The sequence below is a fragment of the Mobiluncus porci genome (genome assembly GCF_009695935.1).
GTDB lineage: Bacteria > Actinomycetota > Actinomycetes > Actinomycetales > Actinomycetaceae > Mobiluncus > Mobiluncus porci.
Window position 1 is genome coordinate 1 of the sequence record NZ_VUMY01000016.1, and the last position, 13227, is coordinate 13227.

Here is a 13227-nt window from a genome sequence, read left to right on the forward strand (position 1 = left end):
GTATAACGAGAAACTCGCTGATTACGGGATCAAGCCCTCTACCGGGAGCGTGGGTGATTCCTACGATAACGCCCTCGCAGAAACAGTGAACGGGCTATATAAGACCGAGCTGATCTATTCCCAGCCCCGGGCCTCACTGACCGAGGTCGAGTTCGCTACATTGAACTGGGTCCACTGGTGGAACAACGAGCGCCTCCACGAAGCACTCGAATACCGAACACCAGCCGAGATCATCAATATGTATAATCACACCCGGGCCAACGAAATGACCCCCGTATAAGAAGCGGAACAAAACCCAGTACGCTTCAAGTAAGTGCGTGCAAAGAATTTAGGCTGGCCTCTAAAAAGATTCCCACCCAAAAACTCGCCACCACGCCGTATTTGTTTGGGGAACGCCGGCAACCGGAAGTGCCTTATCTGTGCATTCCCCGCCACGTTTCAGAAAACCGGCTGTTCTTCACCGCACAACGTTACAGCGCCGATGTCATCTGTGGCGACGCGAACTTTGCAGCCCCGGAGGAGGACGGGTTCTTGTTTGGGCTGATTTCTTCGTCGATGTTTATTGCCTGGCAGCGCACTATCGGCGGGCGACTCAAGTCCGACCTGCGGTTTTCCAATACGGTCGTGTGGAATAACTTCCCGCTGCCTGAAATCAGTGCCGCCGAGCGTGAGGCGATTATCCAAGCCGGCGAGGGGGTGCTGGCGGCGCGAAACCTACAATCCGAAGAATCACTTGCTGACCTGTACAATCCGCTGGCAATGAGTCCGGAACTACTCAAAGCCCACGCGAACCTCGACCATGTCGTTGATGCTGCTTTTGGACCGACCGCCAAGAACCCAACCGAAACCGACCGCCTCCAACACCTCTTCGGGCTATATCACTCCGCTACAGCGTGCAACCCGTGAAGATTCTTGGAACCAAACCCAGGAAGATATCTCCCGCACTGGAAATAGTGGCAGTGCGGGCCAAATTCTCCCGGGTTAGAACCAGGTGCGCGCGGAGCTACGGGGTAGGAACGGAGCCACGGGGGACGGGGATTGATGGCGTAGTGAAACGTTGCCAGCAAGACCCGTCACTAGTGGCGTAGCGGGATTGGTTAAAACGGCTACGCCGGGGGGTCAAACCCTTCTGGTTCCGTTCCCTCCGGTCACTACGCCAGAGAGGTTCGACCCCGCCGGTTACGCTGATGAGGTTCGACCCCCAGTGACTACGCAGAATCACCCCGGAGACTGTCCGGTGGCTTAAGATCGAGTGCGGGCATAAAATCGGGTCATGGTTATTGATACTCACGCTCATCTCTATCCTGCTCGCTACCTGGACTTTTTGGAGTCTATCGGCATAGATCCGGCTTCAACAAAGATTGCCCGAAATCTTCGCGCCGATGATTCCGAGGCTGACCTCCGGGCTCGATTCCAGATGATGGATGATGCCGGAGTTGACCTCCAGGTGCTTTCCGCAACCCCGCAACTGCCGATGGGAAGCGCTCCCGGCGCAGTTTCCGCCGAGAATGCCGCAAAGGCTGCGCGGATGATTAATGACATCTATGCCGCGGCGGTTTCTACCCACCCCGACCGCTTCCGCGCTTACGGCGCGATTCCGCTACCCTTTGTAGAAGAGTCCCTGACCGAGATCGCTTACGTGCTCGATGATTTGAAGTTCTTTGGCGTCGCGATTAACACCTTTGTGGGCGCTGATGGCGCTTTGACCGACCCCGCGTATGAGCCGGTTTTCGAGGAGCTGAATCGGCGGGGGGCGATTGTCTACATCCATCCGGCAGGGCATTGCGCGGGGTGTCAAACCATGATCGACCACGGTCTAACCTGGGTTAACGGCGCCCCGATGGAGGATGCCATTGCGACTTTGGAACTGCTGAAAGCCGATTACCCCCATCGTTTCCCGAATATCCGCTTCCACATTGCCCACCTCGGTGGAGACCTCGCCTTCCTCTCCCAGCGTCTTGAGGATAACTACGACGACTGGGGATCCTTCGCGCATTCACCGCGCGAAACCTTGAAAAACCTCTGGTTCGATGCGGCGAACTTCTATGCCCCGTCTCTACGGATGGCGCTGGAAACCTATAATCCCGACCACATCATGGGTGGCTCGGATTATCCCTATTTCCAGGACGACAAATACGTCCGCGCCTTCGACTACATCCGCAACTCGGGCGTCGACAAGGCAACAATCAACAAGGTACTTTCCGACAATGCCGCGAGGCTCTACCGCCTCGACTAGCCATTTTTGAACTGGCTAGAATAGAGGCGATAGTAGGCGCCTTTCGCGGCCAAAAGCGACTCGTGAGTGCCGGACTCCACGAGTTCCCCGTTTTCCATCACAAGAATGACATCCGCCCCACGAATCGTAGAAAGCCGGTGGGCGATAGTAAACGTTGTCCGCCCGCGCCCCAAACGGTTCAGCGCTTTCGCGACCAAAACTTCGGTTCGGGTGTCAACTGCCGAAGTCGCTTCGTCGAGGATCATTAGCGGGCGGCGCGCATAAAAAGCGCGCGCAATCGTGAGAAGTTGTTTCTCTCCGGCGCTCAAGGAGCCGGACTCGTTATCGACTTCGGTTGCGAAGCCTTCGGGAAGCGCCTCCACCAGGGGCTCGAGGTTGGAGTGTCTCGCCGCTTCCCTTACTGCCGAAGAATCCGCGGAAGTCTCTCCGAAGGAAATATTCTCCGCAATCGTGCCTTCAAACAGCCAGGGATCCTGGGCGACCATGCCAATCTCTCCGCGAAGTATCTCGATGGGAATCCGACGAATATCAAGCCCGCCGATGGTGATTCTTCCTGAGTCTGGGTCCACGTAGCGTTCCAACAGGTTCACCAAAGTGGTTTTCCCCGCGCCGGTTGGTCCCACAATCGCCACCGAATCTCCGCGATTGACGGTCAAATTCAGGTGTTTGATAACCGGTTTTCCTGGAACGTAGGAGAAGGTTACGTCCTCGAACTTGATGGTTCCTTGCGCTAACGCACCCGAGCAATCAACAGGAGAACCCTCTTCTGTACCATTCGGTCCACAATTAAAGGTCTCTCCTCCGTCAGTCTCAATGGGAGAATCCGTTTCATCCACAAACTGGAACAGTCGTTCCGCGCTGGCTAAGGCGCTTTGCATGAGATTCAGAATCTGCATCACTGCTGCTAGGGGGTTGGAGAAGTTGCGGGAGTATTGGATAAACGCCTGGACCGCCCCGATGGTCATGGTGCCGTTCAAGACGAAAAGCGCCCCGACCACAGCAATGACCACATAAGACAGGTTCGTCAACAGCATCAGCATCGGACGCATGAGCATCGAGATGAACTGGGCTTTGAAACTGGCTTGGGTGAATTCCTCGTTTTCCGCCTCGAATTTTTTGGCATACCCCTTGGTCATCCCGTGAAGAGAGAGGATCTGTTGTCCGGAGAAAGATTCTTCCACCAAGGTCGAAACCACGCCGGTTTTGTCCCATTGTTTACGGAAATACGGCTGCGAGCGTCGCATGATTAGCGTTGCCCCCACTGCGGAAAATGGCACCACCACGAGGGTAATCAAGGCCAGCCAAGGCGAGATGAGAAACATCATGACGAGGACGGCACTCACGGTGAACAGAGATTCCAGGGCCCTCCCGATAGCCATCTGGAGGGTCTGGGTGATGTTGTCCACATCGTTCGTGGTGCGTGACACCAAGTCCCCCACATCGTTGGACTCCACATACGACACCGACAGACGATTGATTTTCGAACTCGCATCTCCCCGCAGTTTGAAAGCCAAACGCTGCACCACCAGACGGTTCACTCTGTTAGCCAAGTAGAGCAAACCGGCAGAGATGACCGACAGTACCAGAGCCAAAATCAAATATTGTACCAGCTGGTCAAAATCGCGGTTGATAATGGTGTCGGTGGCCAAACCGAGCAGAGCGGGAACTGCAACAGACGCGACCGTCCCGAGTGCCGTGGCGACAAATTCCAGCAAGAGCCACCACCCGTAGGGGCGCAGCTCTTTCAAGAGTCGCCGCCACGCGAGACGCGCGTTTTGCGGTTTTTCACTCGGGTTTCCCCCCATACCGCGTCCGTGTCTGGAACCACCACGTCTTGGAGGCATTACAGCACCTCCTCAAGAGTTAACTGCGATTTCACAATTTCTTGGTAAGTCTCGCACTTCTCCAACAAGGTCTCGTGGGTGCCAATACCCACAACCTGCCCCCCGTCAAGGACTATCACCTGATCGGCGTGGCGCACCGAAGCCACTCGCTGCGCCACCAAGACTTGCGTCACTCCTTCGCCGAGACGCTCAAACTCCCCGCGCAGTTGTGCCTCGGTGGCAAAGTCCAAAGCAGAAAACGGATCGTCCAAAACCAGCAAGGGCGCGCGGCGAAACAGCGCGCGGGCCACCGCGAGACGCTGGCGCTGCCCTCCGGAGAAATTCTTGCCTCCCTCATTGACTTCCGCGTCCATTCCTTCCTCGAGAGCCGACACAAACTCCCATGCTTGGGCGGATTTGAGCGCCGACTCAATCTGGGCGCGAATCTCGGGAGTGATGGCTTCGGTTTCTAGTCCCGAAACTGTGGTGGCTATTGTGCCTGAAAACAAGTAAGTAGTTTGTTCCACTACCGCGTGCCGCGAATGCCACTCCTCGAGGCTTAGCTCCCGCAGATTCACGCCGTTGACAAGGACACGGCCGGAACTCGGATCCAAGGAACGCGCCAGAAGGCGTAACAGGGTCGTCTTTCCGGTTCCGGTAGAACCTATCACCGCTGTTACTTTCCCCGGTTCAATCGTGAAATTCATCTCTGCCAGCAGGGGACGGCTAGCGCCCTCAAATTGCATCGTGACGTTGTCGAAGGTGATGGTCAAAGGACCTTCGGGAAGCGGTTTCGGCTTGTCAGGCGACTTCACTTCCGGAATCGTTTTGATGACCTCTTGGAGACGCTTCGCACTGACTTCCGCGCGCGGCACCATCACGAACATGAAGGAAGCCATCATGACGGCGCCAAGAATCTGCATGAGATAGGTCAAGAAAGCCACGATATTTCCGATCGGCATCCCGCCTTCGAGATACCTCCAGGCTCCCAGCCACACCACCGCCACGGATGAGGCCGCCACTATGAGCTGAATAGCCGGCATCATCAGGGCAAACAGGTTCGTCACGCGCAGTGCCACCGTCTTCAAATCCTGGTTGCTTTGCTCGAAGCGACTCTCCATGAAGCCTTTGCGTCCAAAGGCGCGCACCATCCGCACCCCCGAAAGGGCGGTGCGAATCCGACCGGCAACCTCATCGATACGCTCTTGTTGCTCTTTGAACAAGGGCGACATGGCGCGCATGATGAGCCCCACTACCAGCGCCAGAACCGGCACGGCCACCAGGAACAGCATGGACAAGGGTGCATCCAAGGAGATTGCCATCACGAGGGCGCCGATTCCGAGAATCGGGGCTTGAATCATGATGATGAAAGTCATGAAGATGACGTTTTGGACCTGGTTGACATCGTTGGTGGCCCGAGTGATGAGGGAAGCCGGACTGAAACGGCGCATTTCGGAGGAACCAAAGCCGAGAACGTGCTCATAAACCTGCTGGCGAATATCTTTCCCGATCCACATGGCAATGCGACCTGCCAGATAGCCAGACAGTATCATGGCAACCGATTGCGCCACCGTTATCAAAAGCATCAGCCCCCCAAGCCTCCAAATCAGGGGAACATCTCCGGGAATCACCCCCAGGTTTATTATCTGGGCATTCAAAGTGGGCAGCCACAGGCTCATTAATGTGTCTACTACCTGGGAGATCACCAGCACCGCGAGGAGGATCCAACGCCCGGGCATGTGTTTTCGCCACAGTTCAAACAGCATAATGTCCTCCCATCTGGCAAAGTTTGACCTTAGTTATCTATCACATATTTAATCTGTGTGCAGGATATTTTCGCCTCCTTGCGGAGAGGCTGGGGCAAAGAACATAGCTACAATTTAGGCGCGGCTAGAGATTTGCTAGAATACGAAAGTTGTGCCTATGACGTTACGACAGAGATTCAAAGGAACTTAATGAGCGATAATCCGGTTACTTACGAACAGATGCTAGCGAAAATCGACCCCAAAATCGGCGGCACCTACATATTTGCCTCCCTCCCCTCCCTTCCCAAAGAGGTCGAACCGATGGCGCTCATCCAGGAACAAGAAGGCGTAACCGTGGCTCTAAGCTTGGATGATGCTAAGAAGCTGGGGGTGGACTTGAGCGATCCCTACACCATCATCACTTTGTCAGCTCCGGGATCTCTTGACGTGGTGGGCCTCAACTCGGGAATCTCTCAAGTCCTTTCCTCGAGATCCATTCCCGCCAATATCTTCTCGGGGATTTACCACACCCACGTTTTTGTTCCCAGCGAGCGTGCCACCGAGGCGAAAGAGCTCTTAGATGACATCTCCGGTCAAGCCAAGGCTTGGCTCCATATTTGAAATCCTTCCCCAGCCCTTGTTGACGATTGTGAGAGAAACTTACTGATGAATGCGAATTTGCGCGCCGAATTAGCCCTTGACCCTGACCCCCTAGACCGACTGACTGACGGCACCATCAAGCAGCGCAACCCCTTGACCGGAACCCAGGTTTGGACCGTCCCGGGTCGCGCCAAACGCCCCAGCTCTCACCGCGACGATGGCCACGAGATTCCCGGGCGCGATCTCAAGCCCGAAGATTTCACCGACACATGCGCTTTTTGTACCAATCGTTACAGCGATACTCCGCCGGAAAAATCCCGCCTCGTGAAGGGAGTGGACGGTCATTTCCACAAGATCGAGGGGCTGCCAGCAAAGTCCATGCACGACATGGTGGCTGAATTTCGCCGGATTCCTAACCTTTACGAAATCGTGTCCTACGACTACTGGCATCTGAACCACAACCACTATCCCAGTGAGGAACAGAACCGCCGGATGGCGGCCTACCTCGCCACTCCGGAAGGTTACGACCACGTGCTGCACGTTGTAAAAATGCGCTTGCAGGCTTCCGGCGAGGGAGACCCGAACGACCTTCCAGATGAGAAACTGGTGCAATACGCCACCGGACTTTTTGCCGGCGGGCACGATGTGATTGTGGCAAAACGCCACTATATCGACGGCGCCACCAAGGACACCCAAAATGCCTCTGCCGGGACTCTCAGTGTGGCAGAGCATCGCGCCTACACCGGCTACACCATTGCTGCGATGGAAGATCTCTACGGTTTGAATCCGGCGGTGAAATACGTCACGGCCTTCCAAAACTGGCTGAAACCGGCCGGGGCGTCCTTTGACCACCTGCACAAACAGTTGGTAGCCGTTGATGAATACGGGGTCCAGATTGAACAGGAATCCCAGCGAGTCGCCGCGAATCCCCTCATCTACGACCAAATCCTCCACTATGCCGCTCACCGGCAGATGGCGGTTCTCGGAAATGAACACGCTATCGGTTTCGCGGACTTTGGCCACCGCTATCCGACTCTCGCGGTGTGGGCTTTGGGTCCAGCCCTCTTGCCGTGGGAATATTCTCGCGAACAGGTTGACGGGATTTCGGATGTTTTGCACGCCCTGCATTGCGCTTTGGGGCCGGATACTCCCACCAATGAGGAGTGGTATCACCGGCCGGTAGATCTCGAGGTGCCGATGCGGTTTAGGATTTTGTTGAAACGACGCACCTCCACTATCGCCGGTTTTGAAGGCGCGACCAGAATTTATCTCAATTCGGTCGATCCGTGGACCCTGCGCGACGAAATAGTGGAACGACTGTTACAACTTCGGGAACAGGGCTTGATTGCCGAGTCTCTCGAGATTGGCAACGAGTACCGACTTCCGGATAACCCGCTCGGAGATTTCTCGTCTCGTGTGGCGGAATTTCGCTCCCATTAGGGTCGGGAAATAATACGATGGAGACAAAAGGAGGAACTATGGATATCGGTTGGAAAGTAGTGGATCTGGGAGCGCTCGCGGTTGCGGGACTGCTCAGCGACAATATTGTGAAAATCGGGTGGAAACTCGCGACTGGCAGCAACCCGCCGAAGGACGATGACCTGGAAGTTGGAATCGCGGAACTACTGGTGTTCACGGTTCTTTCCGGGGTTCTCTTGACCTTCACCAAGCGCTTCACCGTCAAAACTGCTTCGAAGTGGTACGGAAAGAAACACCCCGCTCCGACCGAGGTTTGAGGGCGAACCAAAAACTCGTTTTTGACTAGAGGGACACCACGAATTCGTCGGCGTCCACTATGACCCCGTCAGTCGCCTCTGCTAGCGCTTTGGCTACCCCCTCGATGGCATCAATCACAGTCAATCGATCCAGTCGATAAGCGCGCCGCGGTTTATTCATCTCTGTCAGAGCAATATCCGGCGCAATCCACTTCAGTTCATAGCTCACGTACCCGTCTTCGCGGTGTCCTAAAGCGGGAGGGACCGCGGTCTCTCCTTGGACCACGATATGAACCGAGGACATTTGCGTCACGTCCGCACCTATCGCATAGGAATCCATAATGGCGGGCATCGACATTGCGGCTTCATCAAAAGCCTCCGCCTCCGCGTGCAGCCACGCCCGTTCATCGGCGCTAACCCCCGCCTGCGCCCGCGCCCGCAAACCATCGGGATCATAGTTGGCTCGTTCCTCCGGAGTCGCAAGGGTACGCTCCCGCCCCGAGAGACGTTTCATGTCAGGCTCATTTCCACTCACGAGTTTCGCAATCGGCAGCACTTCTTGCACTACCTTGAGGCAGGCCGCCGGATCCAGCCAGACCTCGGACAAAACCCGCATCCCTACTGCTGAATCCGGATCCGGAACAATCACCGGGCCGGTGGAAAACCGTAGAGCACCGGCCAGTCGCCGCGCGATGCGCCGCACGGCGGTTAAAACCTCCAGTTCCAGGCCTTCCGGTCCACCCTCTCGAAACGCATCCCACAGCGGATCACGGTTCCACAGCCACTGGGGAACCGGATTGCCCCGCAGCGCTGGAACCGAAATGAGATAGGCGAACTTCAGGTTCAGCGGCAGCCCCAGCCCGACAATGGCCTCCGGAGTCAAATCCCAAGGCCCCGTCAGGAAAGCATCGGTGGTTAGCTCCAAGAGACCCTCACCGAGACGAGTACTTTGCGGCCAAATCTGAGCGGCAAGAATGTCGATTTCCTCGGGTTCAACATCGTCTCCCACCGCCAGGAGATGAAACGGGGTGGCGGCCTCAAGGTCAAGCTGATCGTGTCCGGAAGCGGGGGAAAGCATGGTTTTCTTCCTTTGCTGCACCTATTTTGCCGGTGTCGCTGGCGTGGTCGGTGACGCCGTCGTGGCCGGCGTTTTCGACAGGGAGGTTTCTGCTGGTTCGGCAACGATACCACGACCGGCGGGAATCTCGACACAACTGAAGTTCAGGTATGACCGAGAGGCAGTGGGGCCGCGTTGTCCCTGGTAGCGCGAGCCGTTGGCTCCAGAACCGTAAGGAGCTTCCGAGGGGGAAGACATGCGGAAGAAACACAGTTGTCCAATTTTCATCCCGGGATATAGCGCAATCGGCATGGTTGCCGTGTTGGAGAGCTCCAGGGTGATGTGACCGGTGAAGCCCGGATCAATGAATCCCGCGGTGGAGTGGGTCAACAATCCGAGACGTCCCAAAGAGGATTTGCCCTCGAGGCGAGCCGCCACGTCTTCGGGCAACGAAACATGTTCATAGGTGGAACCCAGAACGAACTCGCCCGGGTGGAGAATCAGTGGCTTATCTCCGGCGTCCACGAGTCGGGTGAGATCCGGCTGTTCTTTTGAGGGATCAATGATGCCGTACTTGTGGTTGTCAAAAAAACGAAAGTACCTGTCGAGTCGCACATCTATGGAGGCGGGCTGGACCATGGCGGGATCCCAGGGATCAAGTTTCACGCGTCCCTCTGCGACGAGAGCGCGAATATCGCGGTCAGAAATTAACACGCTCCCATGCTATCGGGTTTCTTGAAACGATGGGGGCGTACCCTTTCGTTTCATAAAACGGAAAAGCACGCCCCCATTGTTTCAAAGGGGAACTGTTGACTAAGCCGCAGGAGTGGCATCAACGATTTCAACGTAAAAGGCCAACGTGTCATTCGGGCCAATACCGGCCTGCGGCTTCCCGCCAGACGGACCGTAACCGAGCTCAGAGGGGATACTCAAGATGACTTTTGCCCCAACTTTTTGACCGGCAAGACCCTCGCGCCACCCGTCGATAACCCCGCTAAGCGGAAAGGAAATCGCCCCACCGCGAGCAAAAGAGGAATCGAAAGCCACACCTTGGCCCCACACTTGACCAACATAGTTGGCCAGAACCATGTCGGTTTCCTTTACGACCGCACCGGTGCCTTCCTCAACAGGCCAGACTTTGAGCTCAGCAGGAGCCTCCATGTCTTTCGGGAAGGCTAGCATAGTATCCGCGCCCGTTCCGACAACCTCCGGTATGTCCCCAGAGGCTACTTTCGCCTCGGGTGTCGAGGAAGGAACTGAGGTCTCGGGGGTCATAGTCGTGTCCTTTCCGCTGGTGTCTTCTCCCGGAGTGGCAGTAGACGCGCAGGCAGTAAGCGCCAAACAGGCAGCGATTGTCAGGGGTAGAATCTTCATGAAAATCTTTGCGTTCATCTCTCTAGCCTAACCCAGACTGCCGTTATCGCCAGCCCGGGTCTGATGGTTTCCAAGTTTTGGTAAGTCTCCAGACACTGTGAGATACTGGTAAGGCGTTTTTACGCCTCGTCGGGCGTAGTCACAACGCGGGCGTAGTTCATCGGTAGAACGACAGCTTCCCAAGCTGTAAAGGCGGGTTCGATTCCCGTCGCCCGCTCTGCGGTGGCGGGAATCGAACCCGCCTTTAGAGGCTCGGCGGCAACGAGCAAAGCGAGTATGAGCCGCCGAGTGACAGTACGAAGCCGTAAAAAACGGCCACGATTGGCCGTTTTAGGCGAAGTTCCTTTCGAAAAAAATGATTCCCGTCGCCCGCTCAAATCTCAAGATACAGGCGGGGTCGAATCCGCTAGCCCCGCGAATCACACAGTGAAGCTGAACACGTTGGAGTCATCTTCCGAGGAAGTCCCGACATAGACCTTGAATTCCCCTTCCGGCACCACGAAGTCGCGCTCGGTGTAACTCCACACACCAAGCGGGTGGCTCGTCGCGGAGGCGTCAATCTCGACCTGGAAGTCCACGGTCTCACCCGGGTCCACCTCGATCTTTTGGAAAGCCACGAGGCGTTTTGGCGGTTGCCCCTCGGAAGGTACTCCCAGATAGACCTGAATCACTTCTTTACCGACCACGTCGCCGGTGTTGGTCACTTTGCCAGAAACCTTCACTCCGGCCCGCGAGCCCTCAACCGCCACATCAGACAGCTCAAACGTCGTGTAGGAAAGGCCGTAGCCGAAGACGAAGGCCGGCTTGACTTCATTGGCTTGGAACCAGCGGTAGCCCATCTCTAGACCCTCGGAATAGGTGATGGTGTTATAGCCCTCGCCAAGGTTAACCCCGGGATAGCGTTCCGGATGGTCGTGGCCAATCCAGTCTCGTTCCGTCTGGGGATAGGTGGTGGGCGCTTTACCGGAGGGGTTTACCGTACCAAAGATGAGGTCACCAACCACGTGGCCGTCTTCAACGCCCTGGTTCCAGACCTCCAAAATTGTGGAAGCATCCTCAATCCACGGCATCACCGTTGGCGCGGAGGACTTCAAAATCACCACGGTCTTCTCGTTCGCGGGAAGGAGTTTCGCAACCATCTCGTTTTGGTGGTTTGGCATCAACATACTCTCGTTATCAACCCCTTCCGTTGCAATCAGTCCAGCCATCACCAAGACCACGTCGGCCTGTCTCGCGGCCGCTACGGCGTCATCAAGATTGCTCAAGTCCTTGGAAACAATGAATGACGTAACCTCGGCACCACCGCCCAGCTCGGAGACCACATCGCGCAGTCCCGGCTCCGGGTCAACGGTATAGAGCGGGTCTACCTTTGAAGAACCGCCGCCTCCCTGGCAAGCGAATTCCGCGAATTTCGACTGACCGACAATCAAAATCCTGCCTTCCGGCTTCAAGGGTAAGAGCCCCGTCTCATTCTTCAAAAGCACCGCCATATCGGCGCCAATCCGGCGCGCAATCGCGCCGTTACCCCTGGCATCAATCTCGCGCGGGTTATAGACCGTGTCGAAATGATGGAAGCGGAACATTTGGGTGTAGCGGCGCACCAGCGCGCGATCGATGAGTTCAATCTCAAGAGAGGTATCTTCCAATGCTGCTTTGACGTTTTCCTCATTGAGCCACTTGGCATCGGGCATTTCGTGGTCGAGACCGGCGTTAATAGACGCGGCTGCGGAGCGCGTCGACCAGAAGTCGGACTGGACATAGCCTTTGAATCCCCAATCTCGACGCAAGACATCGTTCAAAATGTAGCGGTTTTCCGTGGCATAGTCGCCGCGCACGCGGTTATAGGCCGACATGATGGACGCAATTTCGCCGTCTTTCACGAGCATCTCGAAAGGCAGCAAATAGAGCTCCCGCAAGACGTGTTCATCCACGTCGACGTTTGTCCGGAAACGCTCGAATTCCTGGTCATTGACAACATAGTGCTTTCCCATCGCGATAATGTCGTGGCTCTGGATGGCCTTGGTGACTTCCACGCCCATCACGCCGGACAGGTAGGGATCTTCGGAAAAGTATTCAAAGTTTCGACCCGCGGTCACCGTGCGATGGAGACATACCCCGGGGCCCTCCAAAACGTGTTGACCAAGGTCGGCGGTTTCAGTTCCAATCACATCGCCGTATTCATAGGCAAGCTCCGGATCGAAAGAGGCCGCCACCCCGATGGTCATTGGCAAAGCAGTTGCCGGCGGAGAGGGATGCCCATCGCCCATGCCCACACCGACCGGCCCGTTGGTGATCCGGAAACGCGGGATGCCGAGTTCGGGAATTTCCGGGACGTGGCGCTCAATCTGGACTTGGGCGCTCAATTGCTCCATCTCTTCTTCACTCGAAACATTGTTCGACAAATCGTAGATATTGATGGTTTCCATCCCGCCGTGAAGCTGGGCTATCTTCTGCTCCAGGGTCATGTTAGCGACGAGGAGCTTCGCGCGCTCTTCGTCACTTAAAGTTTCATCCATCCACGGACGGTTTTCCGAATTCATCCCGAAACCTGCTTTCTTCATCGTTGAAAAATGTGAGCGATACCGTTCATACTACGGTCATGTTGGCAATATCGGGTGAGGTTGCAATAAGTTGCCAAAGCTGTCAGACCTGCTAGAAAACTGTCTAAAAACGTAAA

At 56.0% G+C, this 13227-nt stretch carries 12 protein-coding genes and 1 tRNA gene; 7 read left to right on the forward strand and 6 right to left on the reverse strand.

What is annotated here, in order from left to right; translation table 11 throughout:
* From FYJ63_RS08550 to FYJ63_RS08560, 3 genes are all read left to right on the forward strand, one after another.
* The coding region (locus tag FYJ63_RS08550; RefSeq protein WP_154545755.1) for an integrase core domain-containing protein at positions 1–280 on the forward strand (280 nt) is incomplete at its 5' end.
* Entirely contained in the window at positions 277–906 is a 630-nt protein-coding gene (locus FYJ63_RS08555) for a type IIL restriction-modification enzyme MmeI (RefSeq protein WP_338106899.1), read from the forward strand. The genes FYJ63_RS08550 and FYJ63_RS08555, both read left to right, overlap by 4 nt.
* A gap of 367 nt (positions 907–1273) precedes the next feature.
* The gene (locus FYJ63_RS08560; RefSeq protein ID WP_154545759.1) at positions 1274–2236 is read left to right on the forward strand and encodes an amidohydrolase family protein; all 963 of its coding nucleotides are present in this window, start codon (positions 1274–1276) and stop codon (positions 2234–2236) included.
* On the opposite strand, the gene FYJ63_RS08565 is transcribed toward FYJ63_RS08560, so the two are convergent.
* Positions 2233–4080, reverse strand: coding sequence for an ABC transporter ATP-binding protein (locus FYJ63_RS08565; RefSeq protein WP_154545761.1), 1848 nt, complete (start codon positions 4078–4080; stop codon positions 2233–2235). The two genes, FYJ63_RS08560 and FYJ63_RS08565, sit on opposite strands and share 4 nt — an antisense overlap.
* Positions 4080–5825 (reverse strand): ABC transporter ATP-binding protein, encoded by a 1746-nt coding sequence (locus tag FYJ63_RS08570; protein WP_195839372.1) that lies wholly within the window; start codon positions 5823–5825, stop codon positions 4080–4082. The genes FYJ63_RS08565 and FYJ63_RS08570 overlap by 1 nt, the downstream gene beginning before the upstream one ends.
* Before the next feature lie 189 nt (positions 5826–6014).
* Between FYJ63_RS08570 and FYJ63_RS08575 the strand changes: the two genes are divergently transcribed.
* From FYJ63_RS08575 to FYJ63_RS08585, 3 genes are read left to right on the forward strand one after another with little or no spacing between them, the layout of a single operon-like run.
* Complete coding sequence (locus tag FYJ63_RS08575) at positions 6015–6425, forward strand: ACT domain-containing protein (RefSeq protein ID WP_154545763.1); 411 nt, start codon at positions 6015–6017, stop codon at positions 6423–6425.
* Positions 6426–6470: 45 nt separating this feature from the next.
* Positions 6471–7844: a DUF4921 family protein gene (locus FYJ63_RS08580; protein WP_154545765.1), complete on the forward strand. Its 1374-nt coding sequence runs from the start codon at positions 6471–6473 to the stop codon at positions 7842–7844.
* A gap of 38 nt (positions 7845–7882) precedes the next feature.
* Complete coding sequence (locus FYJ63_RS08585; protein WP_154545767.1) at positions 7883–8140, forward strand: DUF4235 domain-containing protein; 258 nt, start codon at positions 7883–7885, stop codon at positions 8138–8140.
* A gap of 25 nt (positions 8141–8165) precedes the next feature.
* Here the strand turns inward: FYJ63_RS08585 and FYJ63_RS08590 are convergent, their stop codons facing one another.
* The 3 genes from FYJ63_RS08590 to FYJ63_RS08600 form a co-directional block, all read right to left on the reverse strand.
* On the reverse strand, positions 8166–9197 hold the full coding sequence (locus FYJ63_RS08590) for a hypothetical protein (RefSeq protein WP_154545769.1): 1032 nt from the start codon (positions 9195–9197) through the stop codon (positions 8166–8168).
* Between the two features lie 21 nt (positions 9198–9218).
* Positions 9219–9890, reverse strand: a complete 672-nt coding sequence (dcd, locus tag FYJ63_RS08595; RefSeq protein ID WP_287847917.1) for a dCTP deaminase — start codon at positions 9888–9890, stop codon at positions 9219–9221.
* Between the two features lie 99 nt (positions 9891–9989).
* Positions 9990–10568 (reverse strand): FKBP-type peptidyl-prolyl cis-trans isomerase, encoded by a 579-nt coding sequence (locus FYJ63_RS08600; RefSeq protein WP_154545771.1) that lies wholly within the window; start codon positions 10566–10568, stop codon positions 9990–9992.
* A gap of 128 nt (positions 10569–10696) precedes the next feature.
* On the opposite strand from FYJ63_RS08600, the gene FYJ63_RS08605 reads away from it, so the two are divergent.
* Positions 10697–10767, forward strand: a tRNA-Gly gene (locus FYJ63_RS08605).
* A 202-nt stretch (positions 10768–10969) separates the two neighbouring features.
* Here the strand turns inward: FYJ63_RS08605 and FYJ63_RS08610 are convergent.
* A complete protein-coding gene (locus FYJ63_RS08610) occupies positions 10970–13066 on the reverse strand; it encodes a beta-glucosidase family protein (protein WP_229770089.1) in 2097 nt (698 codons plus the stop codon).
* Between the last annotated feature and the right edge of the window lie 161 nt (positions 13067–13227).